The following is a 20,780-nucleotide window of genomic DNA, read 5'->3' as shown; positions in this document are numbered from 1 at the left end:
AAGGTTTAGTGGAAAAAGAAAAAGTATATGATTAGTAGATTGAAAAAAATACCCCTAGCGTAGTAAGTTTTTTTAGTATATAATAAAGGAAACGCTTTCATTTTTTATTTTGTTCACAAAATGGACGGAAAATCACATATTTACTATCGATATGTTGCTTTATAATGAAACTAATTAAATATACATGCATACAATATTGTGAAATAAATAACATAAATAATTTATATAAATGTAAACGTTATCAAAAGAGAGAGGTGGAGGCAATGAGTAAATTTTTCTTCAATCATAATCCAGCAACAGTAGAGGATGGAAGGCTTGTTGAATATGCTGAAATTATTTATGGAGAAGGCGGCCGTTCTGTATTAGAAAATTTAATGGTGAAGGCATCTATCAGATTGCGTGATCGTTATCCGAATAAATCTGACGAGCAGATCTCGAACCTAGTAAATAAAGGCATCCATGATATGTTTCAAAAATATGTGAGTGAGTAAGAGTAGCCATTGGCTACTCTTATTTTTTTGTATAAGGATGGTGTCTCTAGCTGAAAATAAGGGTGTATTTTGAAAGATATAAATTGTTAAAAATTGTCAAATGATAAGCGGAACTAAAAAATAGGAAGGGGTAATATAATGTTAAGAAGTTTTATTATAATTTTGGCATTTTTAGGTTTGAACTTTTCTTCCGTAGTATTTGTAGAGGCTAAAAGTAACATGACCTCACATGAGGATAATAGTACTTTTCGCTATAAACATAATTATAAAAAATTATATAAGTTCCTAAATATCCCTAAAGAAGAATATAGTAAGTCTATACAGAATGGCAAGTCATTAGGTGAAATTGCCGTAGAACAAGGGATTCATGAAAAAGAATTGATTGTTTTTTTGAAAAAGGAAGTATTAAAGCAATTACACCAACAATGGAAAACTGGAAAACTTAATACACGTACATACAAAGGAATAAAAGGACATGTAGATGACTTTGTTAAGGATGATATACATTTTAAATATAAAGAATTTAAAAGAAACTCATCTGGTTAAACCGAAAAATCATTGATGTAGGAATGTTTCTACACCAATGATTTTTCATTTTTCTTTGAATTATACTAATCAGACTGCATTGTATATAATCGATAATATTCCTTTTCTAAGATCATGAGTTCATCACGGATACTTGTTTCAATGATCTCTGCTTGTTTAAAAACTATAATTCGGTCTGCAATTTTTGTTGAAGCCATTCTATGAGAAATATATATTGTTATTTTATTTTTAGTTATTTCTTCAAATTTCTTAACTCGGAGAGCGTACCTTGTATTTATGAACCATCATGGATGCCTTTAATCATGAAATCATTAGTTATGTCATCAGCGAATCATAAACACCGATATTAGTGATGAAGACATTAAAATAAGCAATGAGAGGCCGAAAAGTAAAAGATATCCTTCTTCACTTGATATTTATACAGCGAAAAAATTTCAAGCGTATACCAAAGAAAACGACATTATCACCAGCATGTCCCGGAGAGGAAATTGTCATGATAATGCCGTCATGTAAAGCTTCTTTGGTCATTTGAAAAGTGAAGTTTCTACTCGCAAGAGATAATAAAAGTATCCAATATAACTGTGCGAAAGAGTGTGCTAGAATAAATTTATTACTACAATTGTGTGCGAATTAAAGAAAAATTAAACCACCTATCCTCTAAAGAATTTAGGGAATAGATGGTTTAGGTATTTTGATATATGTTCCGTTTTCGGGGGCCACTTCAAAAATGAAGGGGCTTTTTAAGTTAGAAAATGATTCGCGGTAACATAAAAGAGTCCACCGTTAATAATTTGTACTGTAATGCGGGGTTCATATTGTTCTTGCAGTGCTTGTTTTTCAATTTCATAGCTTTCAGGAAGTTCATCACTTTCTTCATAAAAACGATTTAAAAGGTCCAAATCGTGATTCCAGCGCACTCTTGCTTCTTTCGCCCACGTATGGTCATCTTCTGCAATAATATTTTTTAAAGCATCCTCTATGCGTTGTAAACCACTTTGCGGTTTAATAATAGGCGAGAGCGTAAAACAAAAGTCAGGTATTTTCGGTGTAAGTTTAATTTTAGTTAATGTTTCATGAAAGTTTGCAATCATTGTGCCAGAAATAAGATGAATGCCAATCGAATGAAGAATATCTTTTTTTCGATCACATTGATAGGAAACTTTTATATTTACACCGAGCCACGGATGGAGCGGTGTATGCGTTGCTCCGCTATGCCGTACTTCTTCATATAAACGTATGTAAGAACCTAATTCTTTTGTCGTTTGAAAAATTTGATGCAGGCGTGGGGAACCGTAGTGGATAAGCTCGCCATCGTTTTCTTCATTTTCTGGATTTGTAATAAGAGTAAGGCGCATCGGATTCGGTACGCCCCCTGTTTTTTCAAGATAGTGCCAATAAAAAGGGCGATTCATTAATAATTTATCCATTTCAATTGTTAACTGCACATCTAATAAATGAGGAGAACGTTCTAAAATTTCACAGTTATTCGCCTCAAAAAAATTGTATAAGTAATTATGAATTTCATGTTGCTGCATAGCCTTGCACCTCAGCTTCATTTCGTTTCGCAAAGTCGATAATAGATGTTAAGTTTTCCATCTTAATTCGGATTTCTCCTTCGCTTTTTGATTGCGCAAATATTTCTTGAATGTGTGCGTCGATGTTTTTCATATTAATTCTCGTTAAAATTTCATCAAGTTCACCGATCACACGCTCAAATAAATTAATTTTTTCATATAACAGTTTCAAAATATGTTCTTCCACAGTGTGTTTTGTAGCTAAGTTATAAATATGAACATCATTCTTTTGACCAAGGCGGTGAATACGTCCGATTCTTTGTTCAAGGCGCATTGGGTTCCATGGTAAATCGTAATTGATCATATGGCTACAAAATTGTAAGTTAATTCCTTCACCACCAGCTTCCGTTGCGATTAGCACTTGCGCATGATTTTGGAAAAGTTCCTTCATCCAATCTTTCTTTCCCCGTTTAAATCCGCCGCGGAATGGGACAGAAGAAATACCGTGCTGTTGTAAAAACCATTGTAAGTACATTTGTGACGCTCGGTATTCTGTGAAAATGACGACTTTATCGTCAATTTCTTTTATAAGCTCTAGCGCTTTATTTGCTTTTGAGTTAAAAGGAATACGGTTAATTTTGTCCATTAGCACATCAATATGCGGATCTTTTACGTAATTCTCATTTTCCTTCTGTCGTTTTTCTACATGTTTTTTTAATGAATAGTAAACGGCCTCGCGACTACTACACGCTTCCCGTTTTAAAGTTAATGATGAGAAAGCAGATGTGAAGGCGTCTTGTCCTCGCCAATTTTCGATATCATTATATAGAGCTTGCTCTTCTTCATTAAACTCAACAAAAATTGTACGTACATGTCTCTTTGGCCAATCAATCCCGGTATTATGACGCCGATTTCGGACCATTACTTTGTTAATAAGAGCTTTTAAATCTTCATCAGATTCGGCTGAACGATTTTTTGAAGCATAATATTCTTCAAAATTGGATTGATTGCCTAAGTGTCCTGGTTTTAATAAAGAAACGAGGTTGAAAATTTCATCAATCTTATTTTGGACAGGAGTAGCGGTTAATAATAAACAAAATTTCTTTTTTAATCGCTGTGCAAATTCATAGTTTTTTGTTTTATTATTTTTCAGTTTATGTGCTTCATCGATAATAATAAGGTCATATTCTAAGTTCAAAACGATATCACGATGTGGTGAACGTTTTGCAGTATCAATTGATGATACAATCACATCGGCTTGTTCCCACGAGTAGCTTTTCTTTTGAGCTACAGCTGGAATAAAAAACTTTGTATTTAATTCGTATGCCCATTGTGATACGAGAGAGGCTGGAACGAGTATAAGTACTTTTTTCACAAGGCCGCGGACCATATATTCTTTTAAAATAAGTCCAGCTTCAATCGTTTTTCCAAGTCCTACTTCATCTGCTAGAATCGCTTTACCATTCATTTGTTCAATAACATTTTGAGCAACTTCTAATTGATGAGGAAGTGGTGTGAAATGGGATAAATGTTTCGGTGCTTGTAATCCATCAAAAGTAGGAACAAGTAATGATTTTTCTGTTTCATAAGCTAAATGATATAAATCCCAGTTTGTCCAAGGACCATCTTCATCAATTCTATTTAAAAAATTGTTTTGCCACGTTCGATCTATGGAAATATCGACATTCATTACGACTCTCCCACCTTTTATAAACTAAAGTAATTATGAAAAAATCTTTAATATATAAGCCTTGTAAAAAGGCGCTATTACACTTACTGAAAGGTAAACAATAAGTAAAGATAAAGGACTAAATCTTAAAAACTGTATGTAATAAGATTAAGCGTAAAAAATTCTAAATTATTTTTTATGCTAGAATATTGATGAAATATAGCGAATAATGTTAGGATAATGGTGTGAAATGTGTGGAATCTTTCGTATTTTATCCAAGAAAGTGATTTTTTATTTACGCTTTCATAAAAAAAATATAATGAGATTCCGTATATCCTATCTTTTCAGAGTGAAAATGTTTAGATAAGGGAAACAACTTTTATTGATTTGTCAGAGCATAAGGGGGAGAGAGCATGATTACATTACAACGTACACCGTTATTTGATGTATACGCGAAGTATGGTGGGAAAACAATCGACTTCGGTGGTTGGGAGTTACCAGTTCAATTTTCAAGCATTAAAGAAGAACATGAAGCTGTACGTACAGCGGCAGGTTTGTTCGATGTGTCTCATATGGGAGAAGTTGAGGTAAAAGGTGTAGATAGTTTAGCATTTTTACAACGTGTTGTTACAAATGACGTATCTACCTTAAAGGTAGGGGGCGCACAATATACAGCTATGTGCTACGAAAATGGTGGTACAGTAGATGATTTATTAATCTACAAACGTGGTGAAGAAGACTATTTATTAGTTATCAACGCATCAAATATCGAGAAAGATTACGAATGGTTAGCTAGCCATGTAATTGGCGATGCGACAGTAGTCAATGTTTCTAGTGAAGTTGCACAGCTTGCAATTCAAGGACCAAAAGCAGAAGGCATTTTACAAAAAGTTGTGTCAGAAGATTTGAAAGAAATTAAGTTCTTTAAATTTAAAAACGATATTCTTGTAGATGGAATTCCAGCACTTGTATCTCGTACAGGTTATACAGGTGAAGATGGATTTGAAATTTACTGTAAGAGTGAAGATGCTGCAAAACTTTGGGAGAAACTTCTTGAAGTTGGAGCAGAAGAGGGCTTAAAACCATGTGGTTTAGGTGCTCGTGATACACTTCGTTTCGAAGCAACATTACCACTTTACGGTCAAGAATTATCAAAAGATATTACACCGGTTGAAGCTGGAATTGGCTTTGCGGTAAAACCAAATAAAGAAGCAGACTTCTTTGGGAAAGCGACTTTAAAAGAGCAAAAAGAAAACGGTGCGCCTCGTAAGTTAGTCGGCATCGAAGTAATCGAACGTGGAATTCCTCGTACGCATTACCCTGTATTTATTGGAGAAGAAAAAATCGGGGAAGTAACGAGTGGTACACAATCTCCAACGTTAAAGAAAAGCATTGGTTTAGCACTAATTGATGTAAAATACGCAGCAGTTGATACAGAAGTAGAAATTGAAATTCGTAATAAACGCGTCAAAGCAGTAGTTGTTCCAACACCATTTTATAAACGTTCAAAGTAACGGGGAGAGGGGTAGATTTCATGTTGCATCGTTATCTTCCAATGACAGAAGAAGACAAAAAAGAAATGTTACAAACGATCGGCGTTCAAACGATCGATGAGTTATTCTCTGATATTCCAGAGAGTGTTCGTTTTAAAGGGGATTTAAAAATTAAAGAAGCAAAATCAGAGCCAGAGCTTTTAAAAGAGTTATCTCAAATGGCTAGTAAAAATGCTAACTTAAAAGAGTACGCTTCTTTCTTAGGAGCAGGCGTATACGACCATTACGCTCCAGTAATCGTAGATCATGTTATCTCTCGCTCAGAATTTTATACAGCTTACACGCCATACCAACCGGAAATTTCACAAGGGGAATTACAAGCAATTTTTGAATTCCAAACAATGATTTGTGAATTAACAGGAATGGATGTAGCAAACTCTTCTATGTACGACGGAGGTACAGCTTTAGCTGAAGCGGCAATGCTAGCAGCTGGCCATACTCGTAAAAAGAAAATTCTTGTATCTAGCGCAGTTCATCCAGAATCAAGGGCTGTACTTGAAACATATGCAAAAGGTCAACACCTTGAAGTTGTTGAAATTAATCATAAAGATGGTGTAACAGATTTAGACGTATTACAAAGTGAAGTAGATGATACAGTTGCTTGTGTAATCGTTCAATATCCAAACTTCTTCGGACAAGTTGAAAAATTAGCTGAGATTGAAAAAATCGTTCATCAACAAAAATCATTATTTATCGTTTCTTCAAATCCATTATCATTAGGCGCATTAACACCACCAGGAAAATTTGGTGCTGATATTGTCATCGGTGATGCACAACCATTTGGTATCCCAACGCAGTTTGGTGGACCACACTGTGGTTACTTTGCAACGACGAAAGCATTCATGCGTAAAATTCCAGGACGTCTTGTCGGACAAACTGTAGATTCAGATGGTAAACGTGGATTTGTATTAACGTTACAAGCACGTGAACAGCATATTCGCCGTGACAAAGCGACATCTAACATTTGTTCCAACCAAGCGTTAAATGCATTAGCAGCATCAGTTGCAATGACGGCACTTGGTAAACAAGGTGTGAAAGAAATGGCACGTCAAAACATTTCTAAAGCACAATATGCAAAACGTCAATTTGAAGCGAAAGGCTTCACAGTTACATTTGCTGGACCATTCTTCAATGAGTTCGTTGTAGATTGCAAGCGCCCAGTGAAAGAAGTAAACGATGCATTATTACAAAAGAATATTATCGGCGGTTACGACCTAGGCCGTGATTATAAAGAGCATGAGAACCATATGCTTGTAGCAGTAACTGAGCTTCGTACAAAAGAGGAAATTGACACACTTGTAAACGAAATGGGGGCTATCCAATGAAGAACCAAGACCAAGCACTTATCTTTGAAGTAAGTAAAGAAGGACGCATAGGATATAGCCTACCAAAATTAGATGTAGAAGAAGTGAAACTAGAAGATGTATTTGAGAGCGATTATATTCGAGTAGAAGATGCAGAGCTACCAGAAGTATCTGAACTTGATATTATGCGCCACTATACAGCACTTTCAAACCGTAACCACGGTGTTGATTCTGGTTTCTATCCACTTGGATCTTGTACGATGAAATATAATCCGAAAATTAATGAGAGTGTAGCTCGTTTCGCAGGATTTGCAAATATTCATCCGTTGCAAGATGAAAAGACAGTACAAGGTGCAATGGAATTAATGTACGATTTACAAGAGCATTTAATTGAAATTACAGGTATGGATACTGTTACATTACAACCAGCAGCTGGTGCACACGGAGAATGGACAGGCTTAATGTTAATTCGTGCATACCATGAAGCAAATGGTGACTTTAACCGTACGAAAGTAATTGTTCCTGACTCTGCTCACGGAACGAATCCAGCATCTGCAACTGTAGCTGGTTTTGAAACAATTACGGTAAAATCAAATGAACATGGTCTTGTTGACTTAGAAGACTTAAAACGTGTTGTAAATGAAGAAACAGCAGCACTTATGTTAACAAACCCTAATACATTAGGTTTATTCGAAGAAAATATTTTAGAAATGGCAGAAATCGTCCATAACGCAGGCGGTAAATTATACTATGATGGTGCAAACTTAAATGCAGTATTAAGCCAAGCGCGCCCAGGAGATATGGGATTTGACGTTGTGCATTTAAACCTTCATAAAACATTTACAGGTCCTCACGGCGGCGGTGGCCCAGGTTCTGGTCCAGTAGGTGTGAAAGCTGATTTAATTCCGTACTTACCAAAACCAATTTTAGAGAAAACGGAAGATGGCTATCGCTTTAACTATGATCGTCCAGAGGCAATTGGGTGCGTAAAACCATTCTACGGTAACTTCGGAATTAACGTTCGTGCATACACATACATTCGTTCTATGGGTCCAGATGGCTTGCGTGCAGTAACGGAGTATGCGGTATTAAATGCGAACTATATGATGAGAAGATTAGCACCATTCTATGATCTTCCATTCGATAGACATTGTAAGCATGAGTTTGTATTATCAGGTCGTCGTCAAAAGAAACTTGGTGTACGTACATTAGATATCGCAAAACGTCTGCTTGATTTCGGTTACCATCCACCAACAATTTACTTCCCATTAAATGTGGAAGAATGTATTATGATTGAGCCGACAGAAACAGAATCAAAAGAAACATTAGACGGTTTCATTGATAAGATGATTCAAATCGCTAAAGAAGTAGAAGAAAATCCAGAAGTTGTACAAGAAGCACCTCATACAACAGTCATTAAACGTTTAGACGAAACGATGGCTGCACGTAAACCAGTTTTACGTTATGAAAAGCCAGCTCCTGTACAAGTTTGATTAGAATAACAAAAAAGAACTCGCTGCGGCGGGTTCTTTTTTGTATGGAGAATTTGTGCAGAAGTGGTGCAGAAAATGTTAAAAATTTATATTTTTTGTTTCATAATGGTGTAAAGAAGCAGTTTTATAGGTGATTTTGTTGAAAAAGTCAGTTTGATAAAAGTATTTATTTTTGTTAGAATTTTATTGAAATTAAGAAGATGTGATGAGGCAAAAATTACTCATTTTTATGTATATGTGAAAAAACGAGCAAGACGGGGGTGAAAGTGTGGGATATCGATGTTATAGAATGGTATACCATTTAGAAAATGGAGAAACAATTAAAGATGTAAAAGAATTTTGCTATCGAGACCAAGGAAAAGTGTTAGAAAGAGTAGCGCATCGTGTAATGGATAATAGAGAAGTGACGGCAATTGATAAGCAAGGAACGATCATTTCAATAGCATGTGAGGACATTGTAAAGGTGGAACTTGATTACATAACAGAAAGTTAACCTTGAGTCATATCGAATTATTCGATAAAATATACTGTTGAATGGTGAAGTGAGAAGAGAGGAGTTTATCATGGGTAGTACAAGACACTTTTATATGTTTATCTTAGCGTTTGTTCTTGTTGTGGCATTAACGATTTATTTAATTGTTGATAGCACTTGGTACAACACAGTTCATCCGGCGTTCCTTCTGTTTATGTATGTAGGAATTGCGGTAGTGAGTTTCGGAATGAGAGATGAGATGTTAGATCGCTTTGAAAAGTGATACATATACGAAAGACCAACAGGAAAATGTTGGTCTTTTTTTCTTGCCAAAAATAGGATGGTGTGTATATACTGTATATATAAGGTATATACAGTATATATACACTGGAGGAAAACATGAATATTATTATTTCGAATTCTTCCCAAGACCCTATTTATGTACAAATAAGAAAACAATTAAGCCAGCTTATTTTAAATGGTGGTTTAAAGGGTGGAGACCAATTACCGTCTATTCGTAGCTTAGCGAAGGAATTGCAAATTAGTGTAATTACAACGAAGCGTGCGTACGAGGAGCTTGAGAAAGAAGGATATATAGAAACTGTTGCTGGGAAGGGGACTTATGTTTCACGTAAAAATAATGAACTATTAAAAGAACAGCGGCTTCGCCTATTGGAAAGTAAAGCGGAAGAGATTGTGAATGAAAGTAAAGCGTTACAGCTTTCACTTGAAGATTTACAGCAGATGATAGCGTGTTTATATGAGGGGGAATAAAGGGTGTTAGAGCTAAAAAACGTATGTAAAAGTTATGAAGATTTTGCAGTGAAAAATATAAGTTTTACATTACCACGCGGATATATTATGGGATTTGTCGGACCGAATGGAGCCGGGAAAAGTACGACGATTAAAATGATTATGAATTTAATTAGAAAAGATAGTGGAGATATAAAAATTTTTGGCAAGGACAATAAGAAAGCCGAAAAGGAAATAAAACAAAATATCGGCTTTGTATATGATGAAAATCATTATTACGAAGATTTAACGTGTGAACAAATGAAGCGTATTATTGCACCGTTATATAAAAAATGGGATGAAGAGCAGTATCAATCGTATATGCATAGATTGCAAGTTCCAAAGTATAAAAAAATTAAAGAACTATCAAAAGGGATGAAAATGAAATTTGCGATTGCCATCGCGCTCTCGCACCACGCAGAATTTATCATCATGGATGAACCAACAGCAGGATTAGATCCAGTTGTTCGAAGTGAATTACTTGATATGTTGCAAGAAATTGTAATGGAAGATGAAGTATCCGTATTATTCTCAACGCACATTACAACAGATTTAGAGCGCATTGCAGATTATATTACGTTTATCAACGATGGAGAAATTATATTTACTGGTGAAAAAGAAGACTTAATGGAGAACTACGTAATCGTAAAAGGAAGTAATGATTTATTAGATCGAGAAGGAAAAGAACTGTTTGTTGGATTACGAAAAAATAAATTTGGTTTCGAAGGTTTAGCGAAGGATAAACAAGCAATTATAGACTGGTTTGGAAATGAGGTTGTACTAGAAAAGCCTACATTAGATGATATTATCGTTTACACGGCGAAAGGGAGAGGTGCCTATGCGTCAGCTCGTATATAAAGATTTGTTCTTTTTTCGGGGGATATGGCCAGTGTATCTTATTATACCCTTTATATTCTTTTTATTTGAACCCGGTGAGGGAATGCTGTTTCCTATGAGTTGTTTATTTATAACTCTTTCCTCAGTTATTATATTAATCATAATAGATGAACGGAATACAAGTGACATTATGATTAATAGTTTACCGCTAAGTAGAAAGGGTATCATAATTGCTAGATATATTTCCTGTGCAATATTCATTGTAGGGGGCATGATTTCTACTATGCTAGTTGTTTTTCTTATAAGGTGTATCGCTGTTATTGGTGATATCGGTGCATACTATCCTAAGCTTTATATTGAGATTTCATGGTATGAAGTAATAAATGGAATTGTTTATGCCGTATTTTGGATGGTCACTTTTTTTCCTATTTATTATGTTACAAAATCAAAGGCAGTAATAAGTATAATAGCAGCAGCTTCAATAATAGTTAGCGGGATACTTTGGATATTTATTAGTGATGGACTGAAGGAAGTAGCACCTTCATTCCTTGATTGGATTATGAATCCTCTGCATATTGGTATATTTATAGTTGGATTCATTGCATTAGTCAGTATTTATATCGCTTCTATGTTTCTTACAATTAAAATTTATGAAGCACGTGATTTGTAGGGGGAACTGTATGCAGCAATTAATTTTGAAGGAGTTTTTCTTACAAAGAAAAATGTTTCTTATCTATTTGATCTTACCAATATACGGAGCATTCCAAAACTCTATAGAACCATTTCAAATGGCGTATGTTTGTTTTGCTATATGTCTTTTGATGATTTCAATCTCTTTATCAAATGAAGATAAAAATAGTACGGAAAAAATATTAGTAAGTCTACCTTTTACTAGAAAAGATATTGTCATTGCGAAATATATATCTACATTATTTTTTATGGCATTCAGCTTAATCATTACATTCGTTTTCTTTGTACTACCTGTATTTGTATTAAAAGAAAATATAAATATTCCTTGGTATGCAGCATTTATAGCTATTTTCTTTTCTGTTCTGTATGCAGTTATGATCCTTCCCATAAAATATAGTGAGGATAAGCGAACGGTTACTATGCTGGGATTAGTTATGCTTTTTCCTATAATAGGTTTACTAGGATTTATGTGCAATATATTTACGGATGAAAGGCTTATGTTAATGATTTTTCGAACTTCAGATGTGCTATTAGTTATAAGTATTTTAAGTATAGGCGCGTGTGTAAGTTATGTAGCTTCAATGTTTATAGCTATTGTGAGTTTTAAAAAGAGAGAGCTTTAATACTTATGGCTTGTCTTATATAAAAAAGAATAAATGATGTTAAGGAATGAGTTTAGTGAGGTGTAATACATGATTAAGCAACTAGTTTTAAAGGATATGATGTTGCAAAGAAAGTTGGGATTTATTGGTTTTATATGTTTGCTTTTCCTTACAATTATTGATTTTGGTAGCGACAATTTTCTTATGACACTTAGTATAACTATACCTATCCTTGGAACAATATGGTCGACGAGTTATGAGGCTAGAAATAAGAGCGAAAAGATATTAAATAGTTTACCACTTCAACGTAAGGAAATTGTCATAGCAAAATACATATTTATAAGTATTTTAGTTGTTTTAGGTGTGATTTTCTCACTTTTGATTGGTCTAATTCAGTTGCAAAATGAAAATATAACTGGATTTATGCTGTGGGAAGCGATTCTTAGTGGAATAACGGGAGGATTGGTTTATAGCATGATCGTACTTCCGATTGAATTTTCGGTAGAATATAGCAGTTCGAAACAGGCAGCTTATTTTATGGGAGTTATAATTGGGGGATTAAGTGGAGTGATTGTAAGTAGTGTATGGTTAGATGTTGAGAATGCTTGGAGCACGAGTTTAGTCGTAAATGTTTGTTTTATAGCTGGGCTGCTTCTTTTATATATCATATCTATGTTACTCTCAATTCATTTGTATAGTGAGCGTGATTTGTAAGGGAGAGTAGAGTAGTTTTGAAACAACTAATTTTAAAAGATTTTATTATTCAGTGGAAGTTTTTAATGTGGTACATATTATACCCTATTCTTTTTTATATGGCCTTAAAAGATACGGGAAATATATTCATAATAATGTCGGTCATTTTTACAGTTATGGCGACGATAAAAACGTTTGAAGCCGATGGTAAAAACGAGAGTGAAGTAATAGTAAATAGTTTACCGATGGTGAAAAAAGAAATTGTATTTGCCAAATATGTCGTATCGATTATTATTCTTTTCATAAGTGTATCAATTGGTTGTTTTACGATGGTAATGAAAAATGGAACTAATATATCTGAGTTTATTGAAACGACAATGGTTACTAGTATTAGCTTTATTTTAGTATATTTAAGTTTTGTTCTACCGATATCGTTCAGATTAGGGTATAAAAAAACTATTTTTATTACGATAGTAATATTCATGGCACCGATAGTTGTTTTAGAAGCTTTGTTTCAAATCAACTTGGAACAAATTCAACTATATAATAACGTGTTATTCATTAGTTCCATATGCATGTTCATAGTATCTATCTTCGTTTCAGTGAAATTGTATGAGAAGAAAGAATTTTAAAAGGTGCCCTATAAAAGGCACCTTCTTCAATAACGACAATAGGAAAGTAAAAGTTTATAAACAGAGAGATTACTCGGTACAACATCTTTCGGAGTATGTAATATAAAGCTGAAAACGATAACGAGAATGAGAAAGAGGAAAAATAAAAATAGGATCTGCTTATGTACGGAATTTTGCATATTATTCACTCCTTTTTTAGGTAGTATGTCCAAAAGAAAGGAGTGTATGAAACATTTTAGGAGGGGAGAATGATGAACAAAAGAAAATGATTATATAGAATAGGGGTATTTTTCGTTTCAATCGGTCTCATATTAGCAAATGTTTATTCAGATATACCACCGTTATTTCCTAGTTTGCATAAAGGGGTTGGTATAAGTATTGTCATAGTTGGTCTATTTTGTCTTATCACATCAAACTTCTACAGAAAGTCTGAATGAATATAAAAAAGGACAGTTACTCTTTTTCAGAAGAACTGTCCTTTTTAAATAACTTATTCCATAGCTTGGCGATACTCCATATAATGACAAGTGCAATGGAGGCAATAATGGACCAAACGATTGATATTATTTCAAGTGTCATGTTAGGAAGGAATGTGAGAATGGATACTATTTTATGAAACAATGATTCTATTATGTGAAAACTGATTTTTGACACTCCCACGGCTAAAGCCGCAAGCTGACTAACGTCAGTGGGATTCTTGCTACCAAAGGCGACGTCTATTTCTAGTATCGCTGACGTGCAAGATTGCGGTGTGCCATCACCACTCCGTATCCAGTGCATCTAGCAGATACGGCACTCGTTCTATTACCAAACGAGTCAGATTGTGAGTTCTCAAATGTGTTTTAGCGTCTTGTACTTGACGACTCAATACATTTTACGGAGCAGAAGAATTTGTTACTCCAACCTCATATGTATTCTGTTTTCAGAGAACAAGATTGTTTTAGAGACTTTTACTTGTCTGTTATGAAAATTATACCATTTCAAATACTTGATGTACAGAACATACTTTCGGTATTTTATCTGTACATCGCATTTGACCTCACTATCATCCCACCCCTAAAGGGGGTACTATCGCACCGTAGTGGGCTTTCCTATTCGGAAAATCTGTAATAGAACGACGATACTAAGCGTGATCCATGCTAACAGTTGCTTCCCTTTTTCTTTCCACATGACATTCACCTCACGTTAGCTTAATAGTTTTAAGCCAACAGCGCCGCATAGAATGCAGCTTAAGAAAGCAAGACGACGCCAATCCGCTGATTCGCGGAAAATAAGGATGCCTAGAAGTGCACTTCCGGCAGTTCCGATTCCAGTCCAAATCGCGTAAGCAGTTCCCATCGGTAATGTGTTCATCGCTAGGGATAAGAAGAAGAAGCTTACGCCGAAGTTAGCGATTAAAATAACTTTTGGTGCCCAGCCTTTCTTTTCAGTGGCTACTTTCATAAAGAGTACACCAATAATTTCACAAATACCAGCTAGAATTAAAAATACCCAAGCCATTTTATGCGGCCTCCTTCGCTTCTTTTTCTTCTGTTACTCGTTTTAAACCAATTACGCCGAAGAAGATTAAACCAATTAATAATACTTTTACGATAGAGAATGGCTCTCCGAAAACGAAAATTTCTGTAAGAACGATTCCACCAGCTCCAATTCCAGTGAAGACTGCGTATACAGTACCAACAGGTAAATCTTTATAAGCTCTAAATAATAAGACGAAACTAATTGTAATTAATAACGCGACACCAGCCCATTCAAGTGGAGCCTCCGCGTGTTTTAATCCAATTACCCAAAAGATTTCAATAATACCAGCTAAGATTACATAAATCCATGCCATATGTCATTTCTCCTTCCTACCAGTCGTTAGGTAAAGGGCTTAAAAACGACGCATTGCAAAGGAGCAATCCGTCAGTTTGAAAGTCCACGCCAAAATACTTTCCAAGAAGCGTCTAAACGTGTCTCAAAACGATTTAAACCTGCGTATAGTAGTTCAACCATAAGACCGTCAAGTAAGCATAGAAAAGCCTCTAAGGCGTCTTTTACTTCAATGTTATGCAACTCATCTTGTTCGCTTGCTCTTTTAAATACAGGGAATAAAAGTTTTCCGACGTTTTCAATGTGTACATTTGCTTTATTAATAATTTGTTCGCGAAATGCATCAGGCGGAAAATAAGAAGTGCGTAACCAAAACATTGATTCTTCACTTTCACCAAATCGTTTTGCATAGCCCTTTAGTAGCTGTAAGAGCAATTCTTCAGTAGACGAATTGGAAAACTTTTCGATATCGCCTGTGAAGCTCTGTAAGTCTTTTTGAAGAGCGGATTCTAAGCATATAAAATATAGCTCTTCTTTTCCTTTAAAGTGTGCGTAAATTGATGGTTTTTTAATCCCGACTTCTTGAGCAATATTTGCTAATGAAGTTCCTTCGTAGCCGTAGCGTGCGAAATGAGAAAGTGCTACAGCTTTAATGCGGTTTGCTGTCATTTTCATCCCCTACCTACCGTTCGTTAGGTTCATTATATGCAAGTAAAAATATAAAGTCAATAGGTGAAGAGCTGAAAAAGAGCGCTATAGGTAACGCTCTTATTAGACAGTATCTCGTTCGATTAAATGGAATGAAAGCTCTTTTGCGTTCCCGATAATTTGCTCGCTTTGGATTTGCTTATGGAATAAAGAAAACGCATGTGAGCCCATTTCGAGACCGGGATGTTCAATTGTTGAAATTTCTAACGCCTTTGAAATTTCATGATTATCAAATCCGAGGATAGCAAGGTCTTCGGGTATTCGAAGACCTTGCTTGCGAGCCTCTGTTAATAAACCAGCTGCAACTTGATCGTTCGCTGTAAAAATAGCAGTTGGACGATTTTTCATGTTTAAAATACGATGGAGTATTTGTGCACCGTCTTGCATTGTATAGCATTGATGAAAAATCCATTCGGGATGTAACGTTTTGCCTTCGTTACGAAGTGTATCAGCAAACGCTTTTTCACGTTCCATGGAATTTACACTTGTTTTTCTTGCTAAACAAATCCCGATTTTTTCATGTCCTTTATTGAGTAAATAGGCGGTGCCGAGACGGAAACCTTCATAATGATCTACGTAGACAGATGAAATAAGGGGGTGCTTCATTTTTTCGCATGAAATAATAGGAGCAAATTTTGCGAAAGGTTCAATTTGTTCCCATGAACTCGTTCGAGAGCAAATAATCATCCCGTCGAATTGTTTCATTTTCATCATTTCAAGAACACGAATTTCTTCGATACTATCGTAATTCGTTTGACATAAATTAATGTGATATCCAGCTGCTAACGCTTCGTTGCCGATACCTTCAATAATGGTACTGAAGTATGGAAGGTTAATGAAAGGGAGCATAACACCGATCGTATATGTTTTTCCCTTTATTAAATGAATAGCATTTATATTTTTCGCATAGTTCAATTCTTCAACAGCATCTAGAACACGCTTACGTTTTTCTTCTTTTACGTAAGGGTGATTATTTAGGACGCGGGAAACAGTTGATATGGATACACCAGCGGTTTTTGCAATTTGTTTTATATTGGCCATATGTATCACCTCTCTCTCCTTATTATAAAGGGAAAATAATAAGAATGAAAAAATCTTGACCTGAAAAGCTTTTCACAAACTATGTTATAAATAGGACTTCTGTTATTCGCGTAACCTTTTTATTCGGGCGTGAGAATGATAGGGGTCTTTTTTGCGTTTATAAAAGAAGTTTTGTCAAAATGTGTGAGAATAACGTGGAAAGTTTTCAAATGAAAAACTAGCTGAATCATTCAGCTAGTTTTTGTATGTTATTATTTCTTTTTAATTTTTCCAGTCCACGTTTTGAATCCACCTTGTAATTGGTAGAAATCTTTGTAGCCTTGTTTCTTTAAGTATTGAGCCGCACGACCAGTACGGAATCCGCTTTGGCAGTATAAGTAAACTGGTTGATCTTTACGAAGTTCTTTATGACGAAGGCGAATTTGTGATAACGGAATGTTACGTGCGCCTAAAATATGCCCTGCAGTATATTCGTCTGCTTCGCGAATATCGATAAGCTGTGCTTTACGGTAGCCAGCGCGAAACTCTTCTTCTGAAAGTGTTGTAATTAATTTCTTCTGATAGAAATACATCCATACAGTGTAACCGATGAACGCTACGATTACGGCTAATAAAATAATCCAAGTTGTTGACACGATTCTATCGCTCCCTTTTTTCTTATCCTACTTTCAATATTATAATGCCCATATGTATTTATGCAACAGATTCATTTGTATATAAGAAGAAATTTCGTATTCTTTCACAAATTTTGTCGAATTTGGTAGACTAGAGAATGTGAAAAATAATTGGTTATATGAGGTGCAGGATGGGAAAAGAAAAATGGTGTTATATTAACTCTGGTCAATGTTCACCGGCATTTAATATGGCGTTAGATGAATGTTTATTAAATTGGCAAAGTGAAAAGAAAATGCCACCAACTATTCGCTTTTATGAATGGGAAGTACCAACATTAACAGTCGGATATTTCCAGCGTGTTGAAAAAGATATTAATATGGATGTAGTTAACGAAAAGAAATATGGATTCGTTCGTCGTCAAACAGGCGGCAGGGGTGTACTACATGATAAAGAATTAACGTACAGTGTTATTGTGTCTGAAGATCATCCAAATATGCCAAAAACAGTTACAGAAGCGTATCGTGTTATTTCGCAAGGTTTATTAGATGGTTTTAAAGCATTAGGGTTAGAAGCGTATTATGCAGTTCCAAAAACAGAAGCAGATCGTGAAAATTTGAAAAATCCACGCTCAGGCGTATGTTTTGATGCACCGTCTTGGTATGAAATTGTAGTAGAAGGAAGAAAAATCGCAGGTAGTGCGCAAACACGTCAAAAAGGTGTTATTTTACAGCACGGGTCGATTCCATTAGAAATAGATTTAGATGAGTTATATGATCTGTTTTTATTCCCGAATGAACGTGTGAAAGAACGCATGAAGAGTATGTTCTCTTCTAAAGCGGTAGCAATTAATGAATTAACAGACCGTACGTTTACAATCGAGCAGTTAATTAAAGCGTTTGAGGTTGGGTTTGAAAAAGGATTAGATGTAGAGCTTGTTCCGTATGAATTAACAGAAGAACAATTACATGAAGTGCAAACGTTAGCAAAAGAAAAGTATGAAAGTAAAGAATGGAATTATAAAAAATAAGAGGTGGCAATTGCCGCCTCTTATTTTTTTATAGTAAATTAAGTACTTTTTCTACTTTGATTCCTTTATCTTGTAAAGAACGAAGGCGATTGACAACGTCCATAATTTCTTTGTCAAATGTAACGCTAATACCTTGGCTTTGTAGTTCTTCTTTTAAGCCTTCAATAGAATCATCTATGTCGATGCCAAGCTCGTAATCTTGACAAACTTCAATTGTCTTTTTCACGAGTTTCACATAATTTTCTTGTAGTTTTGAATTTGTTTCAGTCAAAGCAGGTTGCTTCGGTTTTGCAGGCGCGACCGGTGCTGTCTCTTGCTTTGTAACCGGAGTTGGTACTTCTCGTTTCACAGGTGCTGGAGTAGATAATTCTACAGCTGCTTCTACACTTACTGGCTTCGGTGTCGGTGCCGGAGTAGGCTTCGGTGTTGGTGCTGTAGCAGGTGTTTCCACACGTGTAACAGTCTTTGGAGCAGGTGTAACTGCTTTTGGAGCTTCTACAATTACTTCTTTTTTCGGAGTAGCTTCTACAACTGTTTCTTCTTGTTCAGCAGCCTCTTTATTTTCTTTACTCCACATAACGCGTTCTATTTCTAGAGAAACATTATTTTTGTTCATCGCTGTTAATGTAACTTTACCAACTTCAGCGTTTCCAGTGAAATCAACAATTTTATAAATAACACTCTTGTTCCAATCCACGTTTCCGCTCAAAAATAATTCTTCGTTACATTTCGGCGTTAAGCCCTCGATTTTAATTTCTGCGTTTACACCGTTTTCACTATATACCATAATTAGCGAAGCACTTACATCTTCGTCTGCTAACATTAGTTCACGTACCATTTTGCCGGTGCGTACTTGCGTTTTCTTCTTAACTGACATCTAATTTCTCCTCTCAAAAATTCAGTAATAATAAAAAAATCGTATAACGAAAAATAATTGCTCACGAAGATTTATGATACCGATAATAAAAGCATCACGTCAACAATTAACTTTAATTATTTTGCATTTTTCTTATTTTCTTTATGAAATTTTTCAATTTGTAAAATTAGACAGAAGAAAAACAGCCTTTTGAAGGGCTGTTAAAACGTGGAAAACTTTAATGCGTGTTAATTTTTCATCGTTTCCCATACTAACGAGAGGAGGGAAGCATATGAAACCATTTATGCCAAAACTCGTTTACTTTGAACCGAAGGCACTGGAATATCCACTTGGAAAAGAGCTGTATGAGAAGTTTACGAAGATGGGACTAGAGATTCGTGAAACGACATCCCATAATCAAATTAGAAATTTGCCGGGTGAAAATGATTTGCAAAAGTATCGTAATGCAAAGGCAACGCTTGTCGTTGGGGTGAGGAAGACATTAAAGTTTGATACGTCAAAGCCGTCAGCTGAATATGCAATTCCGCTCGCAACAGGATGTATGGGACATTGTCATTATTGTTACTTGCAAACGACACTTGGGAGTAAGCCTTACGTTCGCGTGTATGTGAATCTTGATGAAATATTTGAGAAGGCACAGCAATATATGGATGAAAGAGCACCTGAAATAACAAGGTTTGAAGCTGCTTGTACATCAGATATCGTTGGGATCGATCATTTAACACATGCATTAAAGCGCGCGATTGAATTCATTGGAGAAAGTGAGCATGGGCGTTTACGTTTCGTTACGAAATATTCGCACGTTGATCATTTGTTAGATGCAAAACATAACGGGAAAACTCGTTTCAGGTTTAGTATTAATTCACGGTATGTAATTAAAAATTTTGAGCCAGGGACGTCACCGTTTGAAGAACGAATTGAAGCGGCTCGTAAAGTAGCAGGCGCGGGTTATCCGCTTGGTTTTATAGTTGCGCCGCTTTATATGCATGAAGGATGGGAAGAAGGATATCGTGAACTATTTGAGCGACTGTATAATGCATTAAAAGATTTGTCGATACCGAATTTAACATTTGAATTAATTCAACATCGCTTTACAAAACCTGCAAAAAAGGTCATACAAGAGCGTTATCCGAATACAAAGCTTGAAATGGATGAAGAGAAGCGAAAATATAAATGGGGACGGTACGGCATTGGGAAATACGTATATAAAAAAGATGACGCAGCAGTATTAGAAGAAACAATAAGAGGTTATATACATGAGTTTTTTCCTGATGCAGAAATACAATACTTCACTTAAGAGGAGTCTGTATGCAAATACAGATTCTTTTTGTTTTATATATTTAGGCTTGTTTTCAACTTGTCACGTTATTCTTTCTGGTGTATCATTTTATTGATTGCTTCGTACGGAATGA

Annotated in this window: 23 protein-coding genes and 4 pseudogenes; 16 read left to right on the top strand and 11 right to left on the bottom strand. The window is 35.3% G+C overall.

The features are described 5' to 3' along the window. Positions 1–72: 72 nt before the first annotated feature. Positions 73–190: pseudogene (locus tag MKY00_RS21090) on the bottom strand (GTP pyrophosphokinase). 73 nt (positions 191–263) lie between these two features. On the opposite strand from MKY00_RS21090, the gene MKY00_RS21085 reads away from it, so the two are divergent. The 3 genes and pseudogenes from MKY00_RS21085 to MKY00_RS30235 form a co-directional block, all read left to right on the top strand. Then, a complete protein-coding gene (locus MKY00_RS21085; protein WP_000032699.1) occupies positions 264–491 on the top strand; it encodes a hypothetical protein in 228 nt (75 codons plus the stop codon). Between the two features lie 138 nt (positions 492–629). After that, the gene (locus MKY00_RS21080) at positions 630–1,037 is read left to right on the top strand and encodes a hypothetical protein (protein WP_016718472.1); all 408 of its coding nucleotides are present in this window, start codon (positions 630–632) and stop codon (positions 1,035–1,037) included. Between the two features lie 462 nt (positions 1,038–1,499). After that, positions 1,500–1,714, top strand: a pseudogene (locus tag MKY00_RS30235) (IS3 family transposase); the annotation flags it as partial. A gap of 63 nt (positions 1,715–1,777) precedes the next feature. Here the strand turns inward: MKY00_RS30235 and MKY00_RS21070 are convergent. Both MKY00_RS21070 and MKY00_RS21065 read right to left on the bottom strand, forming a co-directional pair. Further along, entirely contained in the window at positions 1,778–2,572 is a 795-nt protein-coding gene (locus tag MKY00_RS21070) for a YqhG family protein (RefSeq protein WP_001183969.1), read from the bottom strand. Next, complete coding sequence (locus tag MKY00_RS21065) at positions 2,559–4,241, bottom strand: DEAD/DEAH box helicase (protein ID WP_001100019.1); 1,683 nt, start codon at positions 4,239–4,241, stop codon at positions 2,559–2,561. The genes MKY00_RS21070 and MKY00_RS21065 overlap by 14 nt, the downstream gene beginning before the upstream one ends. Positions 4,242–4,633: 392 nt before the next feature. Here MKY00_RS21065 and gcvT point away from each other — a divergent pair, with 392 nt between their 5' ends. The 11 genes from gcvT to MKY00_RS21010 all read left to right on the top strand — a co-directional run bounded on the left by gcvT (position 4,634) and on the right by MKY00_RS21010 (position 13,288). Then, positions 4,634–5,734 carry a glycine cleavage system aminomethyltransferase GcvT gene (gcvT, locus tag MKY00_RS21060; protein ID WP_000631772.1) on the top strand — a complete coding sequence of 367 codons (1,101 nt, stop codon included), beginning with the start codon at positions 4,634–4,636 and terminating at the stop codon, positions 5,732–5,734. Positions 5,735–5,754: 20 nt separating this feature from the next. Next, positions 5,755–7,098 carry an aminomethyl-transferring glycine dehydrogenase subunit 1 gene (gcvPA, locus tag MKY00_RS21055; protein WP_016718471.1) on the top strand — a complete coding sequence of 448 codons (1,344 nt, stop codon included), beginning with the start codon at positions 5,755–5,757 and terminating at the stop codon, positions 7,096–7,098. Further along, on the top strand, positions 7,095–8,570 hold the full coding sequence (gcvPB, locus tag MKY00_RS21050; protein WP_341035223.1) for an aminomethyl-transferring glycine dehydrogenase subunit 2: 1,476 nt from the start codon (positions 7,095–7,097) through the stop codon (positions 8,568–8,570). The genes gcvPA and gcvPB overlap by 4 nt, the downstream gene beginning before the upstream one ends. Positions 8,571–8,859: 289 nt before the next feature. Continuing rightward, positions 8,860–9,063, top strand: coding sequence for a DUF3929 family protein (locus MKY00_RS21045; RefSeq protein WP_000262495.1), 204 nt, complete (start codon positions 8,860–8,862; stop codon positions 9,061–9,063). A 70-nt stretch (positions 9,064–9,133) separates the two neighbouring features. Further along, positions 9,134–9,325: a hypothetical protein gene (locus MKY00_RS21040; RefSeq protein WP_000535935.1), complete on the top strand. Its 192-nt coding sequence runs from the start codon at positions 9,134–9,136 to the stop codon at positions 9,323–9,325. A 116-nt stretch (positions 9,326–9,441) separates the two neighbouring features. Then, positions 9,442–9,816: a GntR family transcriptional regulator gene (locus tag MKY00_RS21035; RefSeq protein WP_001021351.1), complete on the top strand. Its 375-nt coding sequence runs from the start codon at positions 9,442–9,444 to the stop codon at positions 9,814–9,816. Between the two features lie 3 nt (positions 9,817–9,819). Then, complete coding sequence (locus MKY00_RS21030) at positions 9,820–10,692, top strand: ABC transporter ATP-binding protein (RefSeq protein WP_000891296.1); 873 nt, start codon at positions 9,820–9,822, stop codon at positions 10,690–10,692. Further along, positions 10,673–11,341, top strand: coding sequence for an ABC-2 transporter permease (locus MKY00_RS21025; RefSeq protein ID WP_016718470.1), 669 nt, complete (start codon positions 10,673–10,675; stop codon positions 11,339–11,341). Before MKY00_RS21030 ends, MKY00_RS21025 begins: the two co-directional genes overlap by 20 nt. Before the next feature lie 10 nt (positions 11,342–11,351). Beyond that, complete coding sequence (locus MKY00_RS21020; protein ID WP_016718469.1) at positions 11,352–11,984, top strand: ABC-2 transporter permease; 633 nt, start codon at positions 11,352–11,354, stop codon at positions 11,982–11,984. Positions 11,985–12,053: 69 nt separating this feature from the next. Then, positions 12,054–12,677 (top strand): ABC-2 transporter permease, encoded by a 624-nt coding sequence (locus tag MKY00_RS21015; protein WP_016718468.1) that lies wholly within the window; start codon positions 12,054–12,056, stop codon positions 12,675–12,677. A 17-nt stretch (positions 12,678–12,694) separates the two neighbouring features. Next, positions 12,695–13,288, top strand: coding sequence for an ABC-2 transporter permease (locus MKY00_RS21010; protein WP_016718467.1), 594 nt, complete (start codon positions 12,695–12,697; stop codon positions 13,286–13,288). A 453-nt stretch (positions 13,289–13,741) separates the two neighbouring features. Here the strand turns inward: MKY00_RS21010 and MKY00_RS21005 are convergent. The 7 genes and pseudogenes from MKY00_RS21005 to MKY00_RS20975 all read right to left on the bottom strand — a co-directional run. Further along, positions 13,742–13,936 (bottom strand): annotated as a pseudogene (locus MKY00_RS21005) (DUF3975 family protein); the annotation flags it as partial. 453 nt (positions 13,937–14,389) lie between these two features. Beyond that, positions 14,390–14,458, bottom strand: a pseudogene (locus MKY00_RS21000) (DUF3975 family protein); the annotation flags it as partial. Between the two features lie 15 nt (positions 14,459–14,473). Beyond that, a complete protein-coding gene (locus MKY00_RS20995; RefSeq protein ID WP_000312623.1) occupies positions 14,474–14,788 on the bottom strand; it encodes a DMT family transporter in 315 nt (104 codons plus the stop codon). A gap of 1 nt (position 14,789) precedes the next feature. Next, positions 14,790–15,122: a DMT family transporter gene (locus MKY00_RS20990; protein ID WP_000312349.1), complete on the bottom strand. Its 333-nt coding sequence runs from the start codon at positions 15,120–15,122 to the stop codon at positions 14,790–14,792. Positions 15,123–15,193: 71 nt separating this feature from the next. Further along, positions 15,194–15,775 carry a TetR/AcrR family transcriptional regulator gene (locus tag MKY00_RS20985; RefSeq protein WP_003267456.1) on the bottom strand — a complete coding sequence of 194 codons (582 nt, stop codon included), beginning with the start codon at positions 15,773–15,775 and terminating at the stop codon, positions 15,194–15,196. A 96-nt stretch (positions 15,776–15,871) separates the two neighbouring features. Next, positions 15,872–16,849 carry a LacI family DNA-binding transcriptional regulator gene (locus MKY00_RS20980; RefSeq protein ID WP_001273961.1) on the bottom strand — a complete coding sequence of 326 codons (978 nt, stop codon included), beginning with the start codon at positions 16,847–16,849 and terminating at the stop codon, positions 15,872–15,874. Positions 16,850–17,100: 251 nt separating this feature from the next. Next, positions 17,101–17,484: a rhodanese-like domain-containing protein gene (locus tag MKY00_RS20975; RefSeq protein ID WP_000108655.1), complete on the bottom strand. Its 384-nt coding sequence runs from the start codon at positions 17,482–17,484 to the stop codon at positions 17,101–17,103. 170 nt (positions 17,485–17,654) lie between these two features. Between MKY00_RS20975 and MKY00_RS20970 the strand changes: the two genes are divergently transcribed. After that, the gene (locus MKY00_RS20970; protein ID WP_000514079.1) at positions 17,655–18,491 is read left to right on the top strand and encodes a lipoate--protein ligase family protein; all 837 of its coding nucleotides are present in this window, start codon (positions 17,655–17,657) and stop codon (positions 18,489–18,491) included. A 28-nt stretch (positions 18,492–18,519) separates the two neighbouring features. Here the strand turns inward: MKY00_RS20970 and MKY00_RS20965 are convergent, their stop codons facing one another. Further along, a complete protein-coding gene (locus MKY00_RS20965) occupies positions 18,520–19,368 on the bottom strand; it encodes a hypothetical protein (protein ID WP_000111937.1) in 849 nt (282 codons plus the stop codon). A 271-nt stretch (positions 19,369–19,639) separates the two neighbouring features. Here MKY00_RS20965 and splB point away from each other — a divergent pair, with 271 nt between their 5' ends. After that, positions 19,640–20,665: a spore photoproduct lyase gene (splB, locus tag MKY00_RS20960; protein WP_000802119.1), complete on the top strand. Its 1,026-nt coding sequence runs from the start codon at positions 19,640–19,642 to the stop codon at positions 20,663–20,665. Positions 20,666–20,780: the final 115 nt, after the last annotated feature.

Source organism: Bacillus sp. FSL R9-9834, from assembly GCF_038006905.1.
GTDB classification, from domain to species: Bacteria; Bacillota; Bacilli; order Bacillales; family Bacillaceae_G; genus Bacillus_A; species Bacillus_A pacificus.
The sequence above is the reverse complement of the archived record's forward strand: the minus strand, read 5'-3'. Positions and strand labels throughout refer to the sequence as shown.